General features: G+C 44.7%; 18 protein-coding genes and 2 pseudogenes. 11 read left to right on the forward strand and 9 right to left on the reverse strand.

From position 1 onward, the window contains the following. Position 1 precedes the first annotated feature (1 nt). Genes SOHN41_RS10900 through SOHN41_RS10905 form a run of 3 tightly spaced genes read left to right on the forward strand, consistent with a single transcriptional unit; the run spans position 2 to position 2853 of the window. Positions 2 to 1075, forward strand: coding sequence for a putative bifunctional diguanylate cyclase/phosphodiesterase (locus tag SOHN41_RS10900; protein WP_007648820.1), 1074 nt, complete (start codon positions 2 to 4; stop codon positions 1073 to 1075). 48 nt (positions 1076 to 1123) lie between these two features. Then, positions 1124 to 1510: a hypothetical protein gene (locus SOHN41_RS19625; protein ID WP_007648821.1), complete on the forward strand. Its 387-nt coding sequence runs from the start codon at positions 1124 to 1126 to the stop codon at positions 1508 to 1510. A 50-nt stretch (positions 1511 to 1560) separates the two neighbouring features. Then, positions 1561 to 2853: a lysophospholipid acyltransferase family protein gene (locus SOHN41_RS10905; RefSeq protein WP_007648822.1), complete on the forward strand. Its 1293-nt coding sequence runs from the start codon at positions 1561 to 1563 to the stop codon at positions 2851 to 2853. A 220-nt stretch (positions 2854 to 3073) separates the two neighbouring features. On the opposite strand, the gene SOHN41_RS10910 is transcribed toward SOHN41_RS10905, so the two are convergent. The 3 genes from SOHN41_RS10910 to SOHN41_RS10920 all read right to left on the reverse strand — a co-directional run bounded on the left by SOHN41_RS10910 (position 3074) and on the right by SOHN41_RS10920 (position 4884). Then, entirely contained in the window at positions 3074 to 3772 is a 699-nt protein-coding gene (locus SOHN41_RS10910) for an NRDE family protein (RefSeq protein WP_007648823.1), read from the reverse strand. Then, positions 3760 to 4266 carry a hypothetical protein gene (locus SOHN41_RS10915; protein WP_007648824.1) on the reverse strand — a complete coding sequence of 169 codons (507 nt, stop codon included), beginning with the start codon at positions 4264 to 4266 and terminating at the stop codon, positions 3760 to 3762. Before SOHN41_RS10915 ends, SOHN41_RS10910 begins: the two co-directional genes overlap by 13 nt. Before the next feature lie 78 nt (positions 4267 to 4344). Then, entirely contained in the window at positions 4345 to 4884 is a 540-nt protein-coding gene (locus SOHN41_RS10920; protein ID WP_037458881.1) for a carboxymuconolactone decarboxylase family protein, read from the reverse strand. A gap of 102 nt (positions 4885 to 4986) precedes the next feature. Here SOHN41_RS10920 and SOHN41_RS10925 point away from each other — a divergent pair, with 102 nt between their 5' ends. Next, the gene (locus SOHN41_RS10925) at positions 4987 to 5565 is read left to right on the forward strand and encodes a TetR/AcrR family transcriptional regulator (RefSeq protein WP_007648826.1); all 579 of its coding nucleotides are present in this window, start codon (positions 4987 to 4989) and stop codon (positions 5563 to 5565) included. A gap of 57 nt (positions 5566 to 5622) precedes the next feature. Then, on the forward strand, positions 5623 to 7233 hold the full coding sequence (locus SOHN41_RS10930) for a methyl-accepting chemotaxis protein (RefSeq protein ID WP_007648828.1): 1611 nt from the start codon (positions 5623 to 5625) through the stop codon (positions 7231 to 7233). Here SOHN41_RS10930 and SOHN41_RS10935 read toward each other — a convergent pair. The 3 genes and pseudogenes from SOHN41_RS10935 to SOHN41_RS10945 form a co-directional block, all read right to left on the reverse strand. Further along, positions 7223 to 7931, reverse strand: a pseudogene (locus SOHN41_RS10935) (substrate-binding periplasmic protein). The gene SOHN41_RS10930 and the pseudogene SOHN41_RS10935 sit on opposite strands and share 11 nt — an antisense overlap. Positions 7932 to 8181: 250 nt before the next feature. Further along, positions 8182 to 9909, reverse strand: a complete 1728-nt coding sequence (locus SOHN41_RS10940) for an AMP-binding protein (RefSeq protein ID WP_007648835.1) — start codon at positions 9907 to 9909, stop codon at positions 8182 to 8184. Between the two features lie 123 nt (positions 9910 to 10032). Beyond that, on the reverse strand, positions 10033 to 10431 hold the full coding sequence (locus SOHN41_RS10945) for a DUF6508 domain-containing protein (RefSeq protein ID WP_237703917.1): 399 nt from the start codon (positions 10429 to 10431) through the stop codon (positions 10033 to 10035). Between the two features lie 254 nt (positions 10432 to 10685). Between SOHN41_RS10945 and SOHN41_RS10950 the strand changes: the two genes are divergently transcribed. Both SOHN41_RS10950 and SOHN41_RS10955 read left to right on the forward strand, forming a co-directional pair. After that, complete coding sequence (locus SOHN41_RS10950; RefSeq protein WP_037458883.1) at positions 10686 to 11150, forward strand: EVE domain-containing protein; 465 nt, start codon at positions 10686 to 10688, stop codon at positions 11148 to 11150. A gap of 84 nt (positions 11151 to 11234) precedes the next feature. Further along, a complete protein-coding gene (locus SOHN41_RS10955) occupies positions 11235 to 11573 on the forward strand; it encodes a hypothetical protein (protein WP_007648843.1) in 339 nt (112 codons plus the stop codon). A gap of 48 nt (positions 11574 to 11621) precedes the next feature. Here the strand turns inward: SOHN41_RS10955 and SOHN41_RS10960 are convergent, their stop codons facing one another. Further along, positions 11622 to 12536, reverse strand: a complete 915-nt coding sequence (locus tag SOHN41_RS10960; protein ID WP_007648845.1) for a LysR family transcriptional regulator — start codon at positions 12534 to 12536, stop codon at positions 11622 to 11624. A gap of 212 nt (positions 12537 to 12748) precedes the next feature. On the opposite strand from SOHN41_RS10960, the gene SOHN41_RS10965 reads away from it, so the two are divergent. Continuing rightward, on the forward strand, positions 12749 to 13909 hold the full coding sequence (locus SOHN41_RS10965; protein WP_007648847.1) for a homogentisate 1,2-dioxygenase: 1161 nt from the start codon (positions 12749 to 12751) through the stop codon (positions 13907 to 13909). 73 nt (positions 13910 to 13982) lie between these two features. Continuing rightward, positions 13983 to 15022, forward strand: a pseudogene (gene hppD / locus SOHN41_RS10970) (4-hydroxyphenylpyruvate dioxygenase). A 158-nt stretch (positions 15023 to 15180) separates the two neighbouring features. On the opposite strand, the gene SOHN41_RS10975 reads toward hppD, so the two are convergent. Continuing rightward, the gene (locus SOHN41_RS10975) at positions 15181 to 16608 is read right to left on the reverse strand and encodes a diguanylate cyclase (protein WP_037458886.1); all 1428 of its coding nucleotides are present in this window, start codon (positions 16606 to 16608) and stop codon (positions 15181 to 15183) included. 299 nt (positions 16609 to 16907) lie between these two features. Between SOHN41_RS10975 and SOHN41_RS10980 the strand changes: the two genes are divergently transcribed. Continuing rightward, positions 16908 to 17531, forward strand: a complete 624-nt coding sequence (locus SOHN41_RS10980) for a LysE family translocator (protein ID WP_007648855.1) — start codon at positions 16908 to 16910, stop codon at positions 17529 to 17531. Between the two features lie 76 nt (positions 17532 to 17607). Here SOHN41_RS10980 and SOHN41_RS10985 read toward each other — a convergent pair whose 3' ends face one another. Then, positions 17608 to 18885 (reverse strand): GNAT family N-acetyltransferase, encoded by a 1278-nt coding sequence (locus SOHN41_RS10985; RefSeq protein WP_037458888.1) that lies wholly within the window; start codon positions 18883 to 18885, stop codon positions 17608 to 17610. Between the two features lie 108 nt (positions 18886 to 18993). On the opposite strand from SOHN41_RS10985, the gene ggt reads away from it, so the two are divergent. After that, the gene (gene ggt / locus SOHN41_RS10990; protein WP_007648859.1) at positions 18994 to 20733 is read left to right on the forward strand and encodes a gamma-glutamyltransferase; all 1740 of its coding nucleotides are present in this window, start codon (positions 18994 to 18996) and stop codon (positions 20731 to 20733) included. The last annotated feature ends 121 nt before the right edge of the window (positions 20734 to 20854 follow it).

Raw genomic sequence — 20854 nt, forward strand, 5'->3', positions numbered from 1 at the left:
CTTGTTTCATATTGCCGATGCGAGTTTCAGCCTATTGATTGAAGATGTTAATTCATCTGAAAGTTTACGATCATTTCTGGCTCAACTTCAAAAACGATTTGAAAAAACGATAGAAACCGATCTTGGAGAGATCCATATACAGTTGCAGTTGGGTGTTACCGAATATCCTCGTTGCAGTAAAAACGCGAACGAGTTGCTGTTACATGCTCAAATTGCCGTAGATCATAATCAGCAATTATCAACCGTTAGCTACTTCGATCATCAACTGGGCTCGCTACATAAGCGTCAACAGGATCTGAAGCAACGTCTGGTGAATGCGATTGGGCGCGGTGAATGTAGGTTAGTTTTTCAACCTCAGTTGCATCTTAAGAGTGGCTGTTTAATGGGGGCCGAAACGTTAATCCGTTGGCACTCGGATATGGGCGTCATATCACCCGCCGAGTTCATTCCCTTAGCTGAGCAGAGTGGTTTTATCTTGCCGTTAGGCAAGTGGATCTTAGAGCAAGCCTGCAAAAACTTGGCGGCATGGCAAGCAATGGGACACAGTTCATTTTGTTTGGCCGTCAATATTTCCCCAAGGCAATTTATCCAACCAGACTTTGTCACACAAGTTACTGAGCTATTGGCGCATTATCATATTCCACCCCATACATTAGAGCTCGAAATTACCGAGGGTATGATGATGGAAAATCATCTTACTAGCCTCCATGTGCTAAATGAATTGAAGAAGATTGGCGTATCACTTGCCATTGATGATTTTGGCACGGGTTACTCGTCATTGGCTTATTTACGTCAATTCCCAGTCGATAAATTAAAGATAGATCAATCCTTTATTAAACATCTTCATCTAGATACCTCCGCCCAATCGATAGTATTGAGCATCTGTCAGCTTGCGAAGAATTTATCATTAGAAATTATTGCCGAGGGGGTCGAATACAGTGAGCAGCTTGAGATATTAAATCAGTACCAATGTGATGTGATTCAAGGCTACCACTACAGTAAGCCACTTCAATCCGCTGATTTTTTAGCATTTCTATACCAAAAGGCTAATGCTCCGGCCATCACTGAGATATGAATGCTCTGCCTGAATGAGTTATGTTTTTTACCATAGGATATATGATGTATGCCGCAGTTGAGTCTTAACAATCTATTACCCCAAAGCACTTTTTTGACTAAGTTATGTATGATTGGGCTCGATCATCTTTTAGGCATTAGCCAGCTCAATCGCCTGTATGAACGTTCCGCAATGAAGGGATTAACAAAGGAAGCCTTCGCTGCGCGTTTCGTAGAAATTTTTGAGTTGGAGATTAACTCACCGTTAGATTTATCGATGCGTATTCCACAGCATGGTGCTGCGATTGTTGTTGCTAATCATCCTTATGGCGGCATTGAAGGTGTTATTCTCGCGTCCTTATTATCTTCAAGCAGGAGTGATGTCAAAATACTTGCTAATCAAGCGTTGAAAATTATTCCTGAATTAGCTGATTTTTTATATTTACCAATCCCCTAGCTCCAGGAGCAAAGGGCAATGCTCAATCATTAAGGGCTTGCAAGGCACATTTGGACAAAGGGGGACTCTTAGTACTCTTTCCTGCTGGCCGAGTTAGCTATCCCAATAGCGATGGTCAAGTGACTGATCATCAATGGAATCGTATGGCGGGGTCGCTTGCCGCCAATACGAAAGCCCCGATAATCCCCTGCTTTATCTCTGGAAAAAATAGCAACGTGTTCTATTTAATGGGGGAAATTTACTTTCGTTTTAGAATGCTACTGCTAATCAAAGAAATGCTTAAAAGCAAAGGTCGAACCGTTGAGATAACCTTAGGTCAGCCGGTCTTATTTCCCCCTTTTTTAGAGAAATCCCAAATGACAACTGACATTGCCCGTTTACTGACATATTTGCAGGCCCCAGAGTATCAATACCAATGGTCAACGTATCAAACGCCAGTGCTGTTACCCTTAGCATCCCCTCAATTAGCCGAAAATTTGCAGGCTGAGATAAGCCAATTACCAGATGAGCAATGTCTGCTCCGGTATAAGCATTTTGAGGTCTACTATGCCTCAAGGGCGCAATGCCCATTCGTCATCGAAGAGATCAGGCGCCTGCGTGAAGAGAATTTTAGATTGTTTGATGAAGGTAGTGGCCTACCTCAAGATGGTGATGCTTTCGATGATACTTACACACATCTATTTGTGTATGACAGCCAAACCAAGGCGATCATCGGGGCTTATCGTATGGGCCAAACCGATAACTTATTGGCACGGGGTGATATTGCACCCTTGTATTTAAGTCGTATGTTCGACTTCAGCGCCGAATTTATTAATCAAGTTCAACCATGCCTTGAAATGGGTCGCTCATTTGTGATCGCCAGCCATCAGCGGAGCTTTCATGGATTACTGTTACTCTTCAAAGGGATTGGTGCTTTTGTGTGTAAATTCCCTCGCTACCGAACCTTGTACGGCACAGTGTCATTGAGTAAGCAATACACCCCTTTGAGCGTAATCTTAATCGAACAATTTCTGGTGACAGCATCGCCACAGGTTAAGGCCAAAAAACCATTCGATCTAAAGGTTCCTGCTGATATTCAGCATTACTTGGCGAATCATCCTAACGATATTGAAGTGTTGGAATTATTAGTTAAGCAAATTGAACCCGATGGCAAAGGTTTGCCGGTACTGGTAAAGCAATACCACCAACTCGGTGCTCGGTTCTATTGTGTCGGTATTGACCCTAATTTTGCCGATACGCCGGGATTATTATTAAGCGTGGATTTACCTAAGGCTCCGGAGCGATTATTGAAATTGTATCTGGGACAAGGGGCGGACGCATACTTACAAAAGCACAATGGCTAACGGTGGTTTGTTACCCATTGATACTCACGTTAGGTCACGTTAGGTGCTAAAGCGTTTTTGAATCAACGTCTGTTGATTCAAATGCTTGTGTACAATCTAGGAGAGTAAATCAACGCTGTATTCAATCAGTCACTGTAGGCGTTAAACATCAGCCTACTATCAAACAGCTGTCCTGTTGTGCCGGTTGAGATCGCTGATCCGTCGGTGTGCTTAGGTTATATCATGACAGCATTAACGCCGTTGGAGTCATATTTTGACAAGGCGATCCTGAGTAGTAATCAAACCGCATTGTTGCTGCGTTGACCATAATATGGCTCAGGCTGACGGTATTCGCATCTTCCCTATGCATGCATACGCTGTGTGCAGACGGATGACCATAGTGAGACTGATGGTAAGTTAAGTGCCCTTGGCGATGCCCATCGATCCTTTGGTAGCTTTCTTGCCGACAGCGACGAACTTCCTTTAGCATGACGCCGGATGAGGTGATGGGTGAGACTGCTGTTTGTGTTGTTAAATTTAGGCCATCCCAACTGACGACTTGTATATCCCTATCATCTTGCACATGGGCAGGGAAATAACAGAGTAAAAAAGGAGCTAGACGGGTTAATGGCAGAGCTTGGGCTCTCGCATCAATAGGGCCATCAAGCTTGAGTATGGTGGGAATGATCGAACCTCGGCTCAAGGCTGGGCTAGCCGCAGAAAAATGCTTCGCTGCTTGGTAATTGTTGAGGAGACAAAAAACCTCTCCCCGTTGAGTTAAGGTTATCCATGTGCCCCCTCCTTGGGGATCAATTGGAAAAATGGCCTTGAGAGCAGGATCCCATGTTGGCGGTATCGCTTGAGGACGTACTTTTTGCTCATCCCGATTAAAAAAAACTTCATACCCCTCAGGGGTGATTAACCAAGTTAATGTGCACATTGATTTCTATTGAAACTTGCCGTCGAGGGGGCTAAGCCAAATTCAGCGGAAGTCACCCCACCCATTAACTGATATATCGTTTTTAATGTCGAATAGTGATGAATGGCGTGACTACAGGCGAACATCAATTCTCGAGACAGGGTGCTATCAACTTGGATAATATGCGACTCATGGATCCCAATATCGGCATTCACACGCACAATTTTTGTTATCGTCATCGCATTAAGACCTAAAATCCAGCGTCTTACCTCAGCAAATTGGCTTAATGCCTCAGTTAGTGAGGTCTCAAGTAACGCTCCTCGTTGCCGCACTTCATAATCAACAACCCCAGTATCAAGACTCGTTTGTAAGGATATAAAATGATCCAAAATATGGCGGGTATGACTACCGATGGAGCTGGGGATCCCGTCTGCAAGTTGACAGTATTCATGTTCCTTGAGCCGCGCAAGAAATGCAACTCCTTGGTCTATTGTTGAAATATAATGGGTTAACATCCAGTACCTAATCTTATTACCTAAATCTAGCAAAATAGACCTTAATTCAAGGTGTTTACTTGCAAAAATTTTTATTGCTTAACGAAATGCCTTAAAAGCGTCATCCAATGGGGTATCTACAATATGATTTATATAGTTACTCATCACTTTTTGGCTAATCCCAAGTACGATCTCTAGTAGCTGTTGCTTCGTATAACCCGCATCAAAAAAAGCTTGTTTCTGCTCATGGCTTAATTGACCTCTGTTTCTCACTAGGGCTAGCGTTGTTTCCCGTAAAACTTGCTGTTCGTGGGTGGGTAATGGGCGCTTATGAGTCAGAGCGTCAATGATAGTGCTATCAATTTTCATCATATGAGCAATGGCGGTATGTGCAGGGACGCAGTAATGGCATTGGTGTTCAATATTAATGGTTTGCCACACAATGGTTTTTTCGATTGCATTGAGTGAACTCTGGTTAAATAACTCATGTAGGGTTTGATAGGCTTCCAGCACTTTGGGTGATTCAGCCATCACCGCATGTAAGTTTGGAATGCTTCCAAAGCCTTTCAAGGATTTTTCTAAGAAAGGTAGGCTTGCCGCGGGTGCTGTTTCAAGAGTATGTAGCATGTAAGACGACATCATTTATCTCCGAAATTTAACTGCATATGCAGTTGAATATAATTGCAATTGAACGATCGTTCAAGCTATTATTGAGCAAATGTTCAAGTGAGGCCTTTAAAGGTGAAACCATTTAAGTTTGAGCGTGATAAGGTTATTGACGCTGCAAAATTATTATTTTGGCAAAAAGGGTTCAATGGCACTTCAATGCGTGATCTACAACAAGCAGTAGATTTACGTCCTGGTAGTCTCTACGCCAGTTTTGGTGATAAGTCACAGCTCTATAGCGCGGCACTAACGCGATATGCCGATGAGGGATATCAAGCATTACAGCAATGTTTTGAAGAGACGGGTGATGCCGAAAAATCGTTAGCACAATTTTTACTTCTTGCCGTGAATAGAGGTGGGGATGAACCTAGCCATGTTTGCATGCTAGTGAAAACCATTGCCGAGCTTGGAGATGAAGGGCATTCCCTCGCCATACTTGCAAAGCAGCAATTAGTTCGAATGGAAAATGCTTTTTTTGAACTTTTCTTACACCTACAACAGCAAGGCAAATTGTTAGACCAAGATCCACGGGTAATGGCGAAAGAGTTTCAGGCTTTAGTGATTGGATTAAAAACATATGCTCAGACGGGCCAGTCACAGGAAACAATGCAGTTAATGAGCGAGCATGCGCTCAAATATTTCTTTACACGCTAAGATTATACTCTGTGAATAGTGTTAAGGCTTGATAGCCAATTAGAAGAGAGATTACATATGTTATTGTTTTTAAAGTCGATAAAATCAAATATCTTTCTCGGTTATGCCGCAATACTCTGTGTGACGTTGATAACATCTGGTTTATTGGCGAGTAGCAACAAGAATATAAAAAATAATGTCAGCGAATTTATTGAAAATACACTTCCAACCTTAGACGCTATTTCCAAACTTCAGCATATCGCTAAAGAACAAGTGCTTGCCGGATACTCGTTGTACGGCACTACGCTTGATATAAATGATTTTAACCAGCTAAAGCAACAGCTTGAACAACAACTCCAGATAGAACAAACAAAGTTAGCTGACATTCAGAATAAACAGCTCACTAAAGAATTTGCAGGCCTGCATCAAGCATTAATTTCTCTCGCGGATGTGATGGGTGACCAATCAGTCGATTGGGATTTAGCACGGGAAAATCTGAATTCTTTGAGCATGGCTGCTAAACAATTGAATGATTCATTAGATTTGCTCGCCATTGAGGTGTCTGAAAATGCCAAATCTCGCTCAAGAAATATAGAAGCGAGCTTGGAAAACAATACGCTGCTCATTTTTTTATTAGTGTTTGTGATGGTTTTTGTTGCTATTGCTGCCTATATCGTTGCCCAGAAGCAGATAGCAAAACCTATCCAACTCTTGGCCACTAAGCTAATCGATATTTCGAGAATGCGGGATCTGACTCAAATACTCCCTGATGAGAATGTGACAGAGATAAACACAGTCGCAACCAGTGTTAATGGCTTGGTTAGCATGTTTAATGGTGGAATGTTGGATATGCGCAATGTGGTCCAACACATTGATGCCGCTGTGATACAGCTAAGCAAAAGCACCTCATCATCAAATCAAGCTGTGACTAATCTGAGTGACGGAATTGAGAGCTTGATTCATATCATGGATGACTTAGAAACTTACATGCAACAGAGTCTAAATCATTCAGAATCCGCTGCACATTTTGCAGAGCAAGGCGCCGCAAATATGGCCGAGGGTCAAATTCAAGTGCGACTCGCCTCTGAAAGTATTAATGCACTTTCGAACGATATTGAAACCACGTCCTCCATTCTCGTCTCATTGCAGTCATCGGGAAGCCAAGTATCAAATGTGGTGGAAACCATCGCGAATATCGCATCCCAAACAAATCTATTAGCACTAAATGCCGCAATTGAAGCCGCAAGGGCTGGAGAGTCAGGACGAGGGTTTGCTGTGGTTGCAGATGAGGTGCGTACCCTTGCGATAAGAACGGCGCAATCAACGAATGAAATTAACGCTTTGCTTGAAGGGATTGTCGGTTCAATCAAAGAAGCCGTTGATAATATGAATAATAATAGAGAGAAGGCTCAGCAATCTGTTGTCTTAACGAACACCTTAGTGACAAGTCTGGGTAATGGACGACAAGTCATTTTATCTTTAGCCGATACCAGTAAAGAAGCGTCTCAACAGGTGTCTTTATCGCAGCATCACACATCGAAAGCAAAAGACTTCGTCCATGGATTCCAGACCTTAGGGCAAACGGTTCAATCCAGTGCCGAACAAACTCAAAGCACCAGTGAAGATCTTATTTCACTGGCAAAAGAAATTTCAACGAATTTGAGTAAATACAAAATCACTATTCAGTAACAGCGTCATCATGGTAGAGCAGATCATTGGCTAAGGTTTCGGCATCAATTTGTGCTAGCCCGCGATCGACTATGTCCCGCCAACGACGACCTTCATCATTGTTTCTAAAGGCAATATAAAGCTGTTTATTTGCAAGAAGCTGCCGATTGATTTGAAGCTTATCGACCACTGGCTGCAGGGTTTTCTGTTTCAATAAGTAATACAGCACATTCACATCGATTACTGCTGCATCAACACGGCCTGCGGCCACTTTTTTTAATATTATGTTCATCCGAAGTGACGGCTTCTACGGGTTGGACACCCGAAACAATCATGCTATCGAGCACATCAGTGTTCACATAATCTTTTACGACACCTAAAGTGTAGCGATTAAGATCTGCCACATGATGCCAACTGATAGGATGGGATTTTTGCTCAACCAATCCCAATGGGCTAGTGCCAATGGATTTAGAAAAAATAAACTTTTCAGTCTCATAGTAGTATTCAGGAAAATAACCTAGGTAATCTGTGCTAGGCATAGTGGCCAATTTAACCGCGCGACTCCAGGGATAAAAGTCCACTTTTAATTCGTGCCCCATGACTTTAAGTGCCGCTCGTGTAACCGCAATACTCGCGCCCTGCTGCGTTAATTGTTGTCCTGAATAAGGGGGCCAAAGCAAAGAGGTCAGCACTAAGGTGTCGGCCCTAGCAGCAGTCATAGACAAGCCAATGAAAAACAAGGCGTGACAAAGGAGTGCTAAACACCGTCTAACCATACTAACTCCTTACCATAATGGGCTTATCTACTTTAAGTAATCGTTAACATCGAGAAATACTTCTCCTCGTTTAGTATAAGCCTGTCGTCACTATGGGAAAGTGAAGATTTATGACAAATTATAGAACTCAAGCCGCATGATGCGGCTTGAAAAGGGCATCATCAAAATAGTATCAGGTTAAACGCGGTAGCGTTTACGCATTAATGTCTTGATGTAGTTCTTGATACATAAGCTCACGCATTTTGAATTTTTGGATTTTACCAGTGACAGTCATAGGATACTGATCCACAAATTTGATATAGCGCGGCACCTTAAAGTAGGCAAACTTCTCGGTGAGAAAATGCCGAATATCCGCCTCAGAAATCGTTGCCCCTGAGCGAACCTTGATCCAAGCACAGACTTCCTCACCATATTTATCGCTTTGTACCCCAAAGACCGCCGCATCCTGAACATCTTTATGGGTGTAGAGCTTCTCTTCAATTTCACGGGGATAAATGTTCTCGCCACCGCGAATGATCATATCTTTAATGCGGCCAACAATTTGCACATAGCCTTGCTCATCCATTTGGCCAATATCACCCGAATGCAACCAACCTTCACTGTCAATGGTGGCCGCCGTTTTGTCGGGATCGTTCCAATAACACTGCATAATGCAATACCCGCGACTACAGACTTCACCGGGTTGATTAATCGGCAACACCTCACCAAATTCATCGACGATTTTCACTTCGGTATGGGGCAATGCACGTCCCACAGTCAACACCCGTTTTTCGACGGGGGAATCAATTTCAGTAATATGATTGAGCGGACTGCATTCAGTCTGGCCGTAACCAATAAGTACCTCCTGCATATACATCAGGTTCTGTACCCGGCGCATCACCTCTTCTGGACAAGTTGCCCCCGCCATGACACCAGTTCGCAGAGAACGCAAATCAAAACGCGTAAATTCTGGGTGTTCAAGTTCGGCAATAAACATGGTTGGTACACCATGTAAGGCAGTACAGCGTTCATTTTCAACAACTTGCAAGGTAATAAGCGGATCAAAGGACTCCCCTGGGAACACGGCCGCAGCCCCCTTAGCTAGACACACTAAGTTACCAAGCACCATGCCAAAACAATGGTATAAGGGAACGGGGATGCAAAGTTTATCGTGACAGGTAAATTTCATCGCCTCTGCGACTAAATAACCATTATTCAAAATGTTATGGTGCGATAGGGTCGCGCCTTTCGGGCTGCCCGTGGTGCCTGATGTAAACTGAATATTAATGGCATCGAGCGGACTTAATTCCTTACCTATCCTCTCGAGCGTTGCCTTGTCATCGGCGGTCACATCGACGAGCAGGTCATCAAAATTCAGCATGCCGACGGATTTTTCAGCGCCCATGCGGATCACAAACTCGAGATCAGGAACGGCTTTAGCTTGTAATTTACCCGCGGGACAAGAAGTTAGCTCAGGCGCTAATTCGTATAGCATTTCGAGGTAATTGCTGGATTTAAACCTAGCGGCACAAATTAGCGCACGGCACCCCACATTAGTTAAGGCATACTGCAATTCTTCAGGACGATAAGCAGGATTAATACATACCATAATGGCGCCAATTTTAGCGGTCGCATATTGGGTTAGGCACCATTCAATATTATTAGGCGACCAAATCCCCACCCTATCACCGGGTTTGATCCCAAGCTTCAACAACCCCGTCGCGAGCGCGTCGATTTGCGCGAGATACTGACGATAATTCCAACGAATATTTTGATGGTGAACCACTACGGCGAGCTGATCGGGGTAAGCTTTAGCAATATCATCCAAATATTGGCCTATGGTTTTATCGACCAGCTCGGGGGTTATTACACCACGAAACTCGCTGTATTTGAGTGAGACTGGCTTGAGGTAATCACTTACTTGGTGAGTTGAAACAGACATTTAGGCCTCCGTGCATTTATTATTATGGTTAGCGAACACCAAACTAACCAATCCACGGATTAGGTCACAAGTAAAAAAACACCTTATTAGACTAAAGAATATGGCAATCCATTCGCCATAGGTTTAACGATTGATAAATTCAAAATGTGTATCCGATTTAGATACATTCAAACTTTGGAGCCGTTCAACAATTGCCAGCAAAATACCTTGGCGACGCATATTTTCTAACACGCCGGGACTAAAGACTTCTAAGCGTGTCATCGCGGTTAACAACAGTTTGCATTGGGCAATACTTGCATCGCGAATATAGGCGGGTTTGTCGACTAAGTAACTGTTATTGTACCAATAATCCCAGGTAAAATTCGCTAATAACCAGCCTTGAGTGGTCAAATCGTTGATGAATTCCAACATGCGATCATGGTGTAAACTCACATCGCCCGCGGTAAGATCTTTAAGATATTTAGCGTACAAACCACAGTCAGACGTCATTGTTGAAGTTACCGTCATTGTTGAAGTTACCATAGTGCACCTCATTGATTTGGGTTATCAAAGAGCCAGTGAACCAGCTCGAAATTGACGTTTTGTCTAATACATTGAAAGCTGCATAAGGCATACCAAACATCATTGATGTCCACAGGGTAAGCCGCGCTATCTGAACAGCAACTTAATCAAGCCAACAATAGCCATACATACGGTTAATTAGGGTACGAGGTGAGATTAAGTTAAACTCAATGGCATTAAAGCGATTAACTGACAAGAGCCGTGAAGGAAACAAGATGAACTATTGGCTTATGAAATCAGAGCCCGATGAATTCAGCATCGATGATCTTAAGGCTTGCCCGAACCAAACCGAAGCTTGGTTTGGCATTCGTAACTATCAGGCACGTAATTTTATGCGTGACGCCATGCAAATTGGCGACAAAGTGTTTTTTTATCACTCAAGTTGCAAGGTCCCAGGAGTTGTGGGGGTTGCCGAAGTGGTGACACAGGCCTATCCCGACAGTAGCGCCTTTGATCCCGAATCAAAATATTTCGACCCTAAGTCCGCTCCTGATAAGCCAAGATGGCTTAGAGTCGATATTCGTTTTGTCGAAAAATTTAATCATATTATCCCCTTAAGTCTGATTAAAAGTCTGCCGCAACTATCGGATATGTACTTAGTCTCTAAGGGAGCTCGGCTTAGCATTCAACCCGTAACGGCCGAACAATGGCAGGCGGTACTCATGTTGACCCGCCAATAAACCCGATGACATAGTCTGTTCAGCTAAGATTCATTTAGACTAAACTATTGTCACTGTATCAACTAAACGCCTTTTGGAGCATTGATGAATAAATTAACCCCAGTGATTATCACAGGCCTAGCATTCAGCCTAATGGCCCCCATGCTAGCCTTTGCTAAACATGACAATGAACAGGGCAAGAAAGACAAAGACTTACCGCCAGGATTACAGAAAAAAGTTGATCGTGGAGAGCCCCTGCCACCGGGTTGGCAGAAGAAACTTCACCGCGGTGATATTCTTGACTATGACATCTATGACCGTGGCCGTATTGTCGTTCCTTTAGATAAAGATGGCCGGATCAGCATTCAAGTCGAAGGTTCTATCATTAAGTTAGATGAAAAAAGCCGTCAAATTCTCGATATAGTCAATATCATTACCGATTAATGATAATAAAACTTACAGGTAGCACGCCCAATCGGCGTGCACCTTAATTTATCCTAAACCGACACCATTAAACTGCTCTGCCTTAGCAAACTCCTCTAAAATCAATTCTGTAAAGAGTTGCCCTGCACGCCCTAATGGCCTTTCTAACGTCGAAACTAACTGTGGAATAAAGGTGTAACGGCTCCCACCGACAAAATCAATTTCAACTAATTCCCCCTTAGCTAACTCTTCTTGTACTAAGAAATCCGGCAACCAACCAAAGCCCAGTCCCTTTAATAAGGCGTTTTTCTTCATAATAAAACCAGAAAGATAAAACACTTTATCGCCGCCAAACTGCATTTCATCCCGATAGCTTTTATTCGGTGATGAGTCTTCTATGGTCAATTCCACATGTTGCTGCAATTCGGGCAAGCTAATTTCTTTAATTACCGCGAGGGGATGGGATGCACTCGCCACGAGAATACTGGTGATTGCGGGCAACGGCTGCGGATGGTAGTAAGGGCCAGTACGGTAATCTTTCACCAGCATAAGGTCGGCATTATCCCGTTCGAATCTATGCTGTACGCCGCCTAAAAACTCCATATTGAGTTGGATTTTTGTAGGGATCTGATGCTCCGCCATACGCTTAAGCGCCGTCATTATCGGCTCCATGGGTAGGGCTCCATCTATGACTAATTCCAGCTTGGGCTCCCAGCCCTCACTAAAACGACTAGCTAAATGTTCAATATTTGCAAGGTGTTGCAATAACCTTTGCCCTTCGGCCAAGATCACCCGTCCTTCTGATGTCAATTCTGCCCGGTATTGTTCGCGACTAAAAAGCGATACGCCTAAGTGCTCCTCTAACTTTTTAACTTGATAACTCACCGCCGATTGCGCCTTGTGTAACCGATCCGCCGCCTTGGCAAAACTGCCCTCTTCCACCAGCACCTGCAACACATTAAAAGCCTCAATATCGATACGCATGTTCACTCCTTGGCCGTCACGTAAACACTACGATTCGTAAAGATTAGAATACCATCTATTTTTAGATTAAGATAACAGATTTATTATTCTTTTTTTGTTCATCTAAGCAACTAAATTGATAAGAAGATCACATAACAATAACGACAAGCGATGTAGGGCAACTCACACCATCGTTTAAATCGAGAATACTGCTGCTAAATCAAGGATCCACCATGCCATTTTATGTGAAACAAGGCCAAATACCCCAAAAGCGCCATATCGCATTTGAAAAGGAAAACGGCGAGCTATACCGTGAAGAGCTTTTCTCTACCCATGGTTTTTCCAATATTTATTCCAATAAATACCACCACAATATGCCGACCAAGGCGTTGGAAGTCGCCCCTTACAGCCTAAGTCATGGTGCGAATTGGGAAGACTCGCTGGTGCAGAACTATAAACTCGACTCCCGTGAAGCCGATCATGAAGGCAACTTCTTTAGCGCCCGCAACAAGATTTTTTATAACAATGATGTGGCCCTTTATACTGCTAAAGTGACCACAGATACCGATGAGTTTTACCGTAACGCCTACGCCGATGAAGTGGTTTTTGTTCATCAAGGTGAAGGCACACTCCTGAGTGAATACGGCACTATTAGCGTACAAAAGTGGGATTACTTAGTCATCCCCCGCGGCACGACTTATCAGCTTAAATTCAATGATTACAGTAATGTACGTTTATTTGTGATCGAAGCATTCTCTATGGTGGAAGTGCCTAAACATTTTCGTAATGAATATGGTCAGTTGCTCGAATCCGCCCCCTACTGCGAACGGGATATTCGTGTACCGAGTTTACAAGCGGCAGTGGTTGAACGCGGCGCCTTCCCCTTAGTGTGTAAATTTGGCGATAAGTACCAACTCACCACACTCGAGTGGCATCCCTTTGACTTAGTGGGTTGGGACGGTTGTGTCTACCCTTGGGCATTCAACATCACCGAATACGCCCCTAAGGTAGGTAAAATTCATTTGCCGCCGTCGGATCACTTAGTGTTCACCGCCCATAATTTTGTGGTGTGTAATTTTGTGCCACGCCCATACGACTTCCACCCCAAGGCCATTCCAGCACCCTATTACCATAACAATATCGACAGTGATGAGGTCCTATATTATGTGGACGGCGATTTTATGAGCCGCACAGGGATAGAAGCGGGTTATATCACCTTACATCAAAAAGGTGTTGCCCACGGGCCACAACCGGGTCGCACCGAAGCCTCTATCGGCAAGAAAGACACCTATGAATATGCAGTGATGGTGGACACCTTCGCCCCACTGAAATTAACCGAACATGTACAAAATTGCATGAGCAAAGACTACAACCGCTCTTGGCTAGAAAACTAGCCCTAAGTCACCAAGGCTCCCTCTGGAGCAATAAGAGTGATGGCGTGTTGAACAAATAAACGAGGAAAAGATCATGGCAAGCGAACTCAATCCACTGGGCTTATTAGGTATCGAATTCACCGAATTCGCCAGCCCTGATACCGATTTTATGCACAAAGTCTTTATCGACTTTGGTTTTCCCTGCTGAAAAAAGCCAAGAACAAAGACATTCTCTATTACAAACAAAATGATATTAACTTCCTGCTCAACACTGAGCGCGAAGGATTTTCGGCTCAATTTGCCAAATCCCACGGCCCGGCCATTTGTTCTATGGGCTGGCGTGTAGAAGATGCGGGCTTTGCCTATCGGGTTGCCGTTGAGCGCGGAGCAAAACCCGCCGATGATGCCAATAAAGATCTGCCCTATCCTGCCATCTACGGCATTGGCGACAGCTTGATTTATTTTATCGACACCTTCGGTGCGGATAACAATATCTATGCCACTGATTTTGAAGATTTAGATGAGCAAATCATTACCCAAGAGAAAGGCTTTATCGAAGTCGATCACTTAACCAACAACGTCTACAAAGGCACCATGGAACATTGGGCCAACTTCTACAAAAATATCTTTGGTTTTACTGAGGTTCGCTACTTTGACATCAGCGGCGTACAAACCGCACTCGTGTCCTATGCCCTGCGCTCACCCGATGGCAGCTTCTGTATTCCGATTAACGAAGGTAAAGGCAGCGATAAGAACCAAATTGATGAATACCTGAAGGAATACAATGGCCCAGGTGTACAACACTTGGCCTTTAGAAGCCGGGATATCGTAAAATCCTTAGATGCGATGGAAGGCAGTTCAATCCAATGCCTAGACATTATCCCTGAATACTACGACACTATTTTCGATAAATTACCGCAGGTCACTGAGGATCGTGAACGTATCAAACACCATCAAATTTTAGTCGATGGCGATGAATCCGGTTATTTATTACAGATATTCACTAAGAATCTGTTCGGACCTATTTTTATCGAAATTATTCAACGTAAGAATAACTTAGGCTTTGGTGAAGGTAACTTTACCGCCCTGTTCCAGTCGATTGAACGGGATCAAATGCGTCGCGGCGTACTGTAAAGTTCCTCAGATAAAAACGGTGCCCATTGCGCACCGTTTTTTTATATTAGTAACATAACCCATCTGAGCAAGTTAATCAGAGTACAGGGACAGTCCTATACATTGACGATATTCGTGTCAACTTATGCCGCCATGCCCACCGAGATCCAACCCTCTATTCAGACTAGGCCTGTTGCCGCTTCGAATTTAACAATGCAATTTTTCCCCTTCGCCTTTGCTTGATACAGGGCTTTATCGGCTAAGTGCAATAGGGCCTCGCCCTCTGCTCCAATACTTCTTTCCGCCCAACCAATACTGACGGTGCAATAAATAGTGCGATCCTCTGCGGCAATTGACATATTCGCCAACTTGCTGCGAATGCGTTCAAGCAAAGGGAAGACTTGCGCTTCGTCGATATCCTTTAGCACTAAGGCAAACTCCTCCCCGCCTAAACGCGCGGCAATATCTTGGCTACGACAATGGTTATGAATGATCTGCGCCAGCAGTTGGATCACCCTATCACCCACTCTATGCCCATAGGTATCATTGATCGCTTTAAAGTTATCCAAATCCAACATCGCCACGCTGCAGCGACCTTGATATGCATTTTCTGTCGTCAATTGTGCCAGTTGCGGCATAAAGGCACGTCGGTTCATCAGACCTGAAAGGGGATCGTATTGGGCTTCTTTCTCAGCCGTTTGCTTATCTTTTTCAGAACGCCGCAACTGTGCCCGCTGCAGTGAAACTCCAAAAATGGTCAATGCCGAAGACAAGACAAAGGCCATCATCTCTGCATTCGTCTGTACTTGTGTTTGGTTAATGAATGGCCCAACACCTTGCGCCGTCGCTAAAATCATAAACAACATAGATAAACTGCTAAATATTGCGAGGTAAAAACGAGTGACTTCGAAGGCTAAGACCACTAAAAGCGGAGGAACAACATAGAATAACCAACCCAAGTCAAACAATACGCCCACAATGCAAAACAGGGGTAAGCCAATAAGTGGTAGCAGTATATGGCGCTTGCGTTCAATCTTTAGGGAATGCACTTCTATCCAACCGGCATAGATCTGATACACCAAGACGATACCCAGTATATCGGCGAAAAAGAACATTTGCCCCATATCCCAAAAAGCCGAAGGCGCTATGTAATGCCCTTGCACTAAATTCCACGATAATAGGCCGCTGGAGCATAAAATAGGTACTATCCCAGCCAGTACAACAAATTTGAGTAAATCATTAGCGTTACGGGCACCATAGGGTAAAAAACGGTGTAGTAACAATAAAGATAAGGTTGGCGCCAGCGCATCGACTAAAGCCGCCACCGATGTGTGCAGCACAGATAAGGCTACAGAATTTTGAAGTAACATACCCTTAATATTGAGTAAAAAACTGCCGATAAAAATCAGCCCCAAGGCTCTAAAACCCCATATGAGCAACATGATTAATGCAATGCCCGAAGGTAACCAGATAAGGGTGATATTCGACGGTTGCAAACTAAAGAGTGTTTGCCCCATAAAACCTGCGCTGTAGTACAGAACTGCCGCGAGTATAAGCGATAACAGCCCCTCCTTTGCGGGAAGGTATCTTGATAAAAGTGTCTTCAATCCGTATATAAACTCCGTTAATGTGCCGATATCACTATAGCGAATGAAAGGCCAAGTTGGAAAACTCAGTAAGCCTGACGCCAAAACTCAGTTTCGTATAAACGGTTTCATCACTTTACAATTATTTATGCCACTGGCAACTTGGCGAGTATCCAATAGGGTTAGCTTATGATTGTTGTAGCATGATTTACACACTAAGTTACAGTTACTTGCCTAAACATAAGTGTCACACATTGGCTAAATCGTCCATTTTTATTACACTAACGCCCCTCTAGAGTAGACCCAAGACGAACCGAACCATGCCAGATGTTGCCTTACTCGCGGTGTTTATCCCGACTTTCTTCTTTGTTTCTATCACTCCAGGCATGTGCATGACACTCGCCATGACTCTGGGTATGAGTATAGGCGTACGTCGCACCCTGTGGATGATGTTAGGGGAACTCGTCGGTGTGGCATTAGTCGCCACCGCTGCCGTGATGGGTGTTGCTAGTATAATGCTCAACTATCCGGAAGTATTTCAAATCTTTAAATGGGTTGGCGGGATTTATTTAGGTTATATCGGCGTACAGATGTGGCGTGCCCGCGGCAAAATGGCCATGTTAAGCGATGATGACACTAACCCCAGAGCCAGCAATTTTACCTTGATCTCCCAAGGTTTTATTACCGCTATTGCTAATCCTAAGGGATGGGCATTTATGGTGTCGCTACTGCCACCTTTTATCAATGCAGAGCGCGACGTTGCCCCCCAACTTATCGCATTGCTGAGCATTATTATGATGACAGAATTTACTTCCATGCTCGCCTACGCCAGCGGTGGCAAAAGCCTGCGACTCTTCCTAAGCCGTGGTGATAATATTCGTTGGCTAAACCGTATTGCGGGTAGCCTTATGATAGGAGTTGGTATTTGGTTAGCCATTAGCTAAACCGGCCAAGTTCACTGCACAACAACCCGCTAAATACACCGAGGTTAAATAGCTTGAGAAGCGATCTACAAATCCATTAGGTCGCTTTTTTATAGGGCAGAATATCTCGCATCTGCACTATATATTGCTGCATTTGCTCCGTTTCCTGCATGACAAAATCCGCAATCGCCGCCTTAAATCCCGGATGGGCAATGTTATGGTAGGAATAGATCTCAACGGGCTCAAAACCACGAAGCACCTTATGCTCACCCTGCGCGCCGGCATCAAACAGGTAAATGCCATGCTCAATACAATATTGAATGCCTTGGTAATAGCAGGCTTCAAAGTGTAAGCCGTCGAGTTCAACCGTCGTGCCCCAATAGCGTCCATATAAACATTTCAGCCCTAAGGCATTCTCGCCCTTGAGATACAAGGCACCCGCTATCATCTCGCCCTTTGCATCTTCTACCACTAACAGTAGGATGTGCGCGGCTAACTGCGCCCCCAATTGCTGAAAAAATGCCGGAGTTAAGTAACCCCGATGACCTGAGCGCTTAAGATAAGTTAATTGATAACACTGGATAAATGTTTGCCATTGCGAAGGGCTAATCTGCCCACCTTCGACAAAATGAAACTTAAGATTAAACGGCTGTAACTGCGCCCGCTCCTTCAAGATATTTTTACGCTTGCGCGAGCTAAACCCCGCCAGAAAGTCCTCAAAATCCCGATAACCCCGATTATGCCAATGGAATTGTGTACCCAAACGCCTTAGGAGCGGAGCCGACAAACACTCAAATAATGGGGTTTGCGATGGCTCAACAAATAAACTGTGCCACGAAGACAGCTGGATATCATCCCGCTCTAACATAAGTTGACGATTTAATGTCAGTAACAAGAGTTCGGCTATGCGCATTTGCTCCACATTGGCTAACTCAGGCTTAATGCCCAGTCGCCGCCCCTGCACTGGGGTAAAAGGGATCGCATTCACCCACTTGGGATAATAATCCAAATCATGGCGCTCATAGGCCTGTGCCCATGCCCAATCGAACACATATTCACCATAGGAGTGGGACTTTTGGTATAAGGGCATCACAGCTAAAAGTGGTAAATCGATAAAATGCTGGGCGCCCAGCGAACTCAAGACCATGTTATCGCCGTTAATCTCACCATACTCGAGACTGGCAATCCCACTGGCATCAAATACACACAGATGTCTAGGGATCCAACCCGTTGCAGCGCAGGCCGAATGACTCTGCTCTAGCGCCAACAGAAACTCATAGCGACAGAAGGGGTTCGCCTCGCCCATTACAGCATTCCACCCATGGGATGAAATATCAGATATTGAACTCGCAAAGGCCAAGATAAGCTGTCTCATTGGGTAAATTCTCGTCCTTTACGGATCTTAACTCATATACAAGGTTGCAATTAAGCCTAATTCTCGGCACATTGCATAGCCATAATGAAAATAAATTCAGGATTGAGTATGCGTCCAACAAGACCTTTTAGACCTCTTATTCTCGCCATAGCCATGGCGCTTCCCCTACTGTCATCACCCAGTTTATTTGCCGATGAACCCTCAATTTTTAGCCAGATGGCAACCGCACAACCTGTGTGGGCCAAGCATGGCATGGTTGCCAGCCAAGAAACACTCGCCAGTCGCACTGGCGTTGAGATCCTAAAACAAGGCGGTAATGCCGTCGATGCGGCCGTGGCGGTCGCGTTCAGTTTGGCCGTCACCTTACCCCGGGCGGGCAATATCGGCGGCGGCGGCTTTATGTTGGTGCATATTGCCAAAGAAAACAAAACCATCGCCATCGATTACCGTGAAATGGCCCCATCCAAGGCGAAGAAAGAAATTTTCCTCGATGAAAATGGTGATGCCGTGCCTAAACTAAGCCGCGAGCACGGCCTTGCGGTGGGCGTCCCAGGTACGGTAATGGGGATGAGCTTAGCCCTTGAAAAATATGGCACAATGACGCTAGCCCAAGTCGCAGCGCCCGCCATTAAAATGGCGCAAGAAGGCATTAGCGTTACGCCAGATCTTGCACAATCCCTTGCTGGTCTAAAACGCCGCATGACCCAATGGCCAACCACGGCGACCATCTTCTACAAAGCCGACGGCAGTGATTATCAAGTGGATGATATCCTTAAACAACCTGAGCTTGCCCATTCGCTACGCCTTATCGCTGAAAAAGGCACTAAAGGTTTTTACGAGGGCGAAACGGCTACCAAGCTAGTTAATGCGGTGCAGGAAGCTGGCGGCATTATGACCTTAGACGATCTTAAAAATTATAAGGTTGTAGAGCGTGAACCCGTGCGCGGCGAATACCGTGGCTACGAGGTTGTGTCTATGCCACCGCCATCTTCTGGCGGGGTACATATCATTGAAATGCTTAATGTATTACAACAATTCCCCATCGATAAGTTTGGCCATAATACCGCACAAACCATTCATTTGATGACGGAAACCATGAAGCAAGCCTATAGTGATCGCAGCGAATATTTAGGCGATCCTGACTTTTACAAGGTGCCCGTCAAAGCCTTAACCAGTAAGGACTACGCCCAAAAAATCGCCAGCAAAATCGCCATCAATAAAACCACCCCAAGCGCCGAAATCAAACCAGGTAAACTCGCACCCTATGAGAGCGACCAAACCACACACTTCTCGGTGGTGGATAAATGGGGTAATGCCGTTTCAAACACTTACACCCTAAATTTCAGCTACGGCTCAGGGTTAGTGGCGAAAGGCACGGGAATTTTACTCAACAACGAGATGGATGATTTCTCGGCCAAACCGGGTGTGCCAAACGGCTATGGTTTAGTTGGCGGCGATGCCAATGCGGTTGAAGGCAATAAGCGCCCTCTGAGTTCCATGAGCCCCACTATAGTGATGAAAGATGGCAAGCCCTTCCTCGTCACTGGCAGCCCAGGCGGCTCGCGGATCATCACTACAACCTTACAGATCATCATGAATGTGATAGATCACGGTTTAAATATTGCCGAAGCCAGCAATGCGGCGCGGGTGCACCATCAATGGCTACCCGATGAGCTGCGCGTCGAATCCAGCTTAAACCGCGATACCATTTCCCTGCTCGAGGCCAAAGGCCATAAAGTGAAGGTGCAGTCCGCCATGGGCAGCACCCAATCGATTATGGTGACCGACCAAGGGATTTTTGGCGCGTCTGACCCCCGTCATTCGGGTAGCGAAGCCATAGGTTACTAACATATCCATGATGCCAATGTTAGTGAAAGAGATGAGTGAAATAAGTCAATGAGATAAAAGGGTTTATAACCTATTCGTTCTAGATTATAAATCCTGAGTAAAGCTTGTACTTCCGCTCAGC

Origin of the sequence: Shewanella sp. HN-41, assembly GCF_000217915.1 — a bacterium.
Lineage (GTDB): Bacteria > Pseudomonadota > Gammaproteobacteria > Enterobacterales > Shewanellaceae > Shewanella.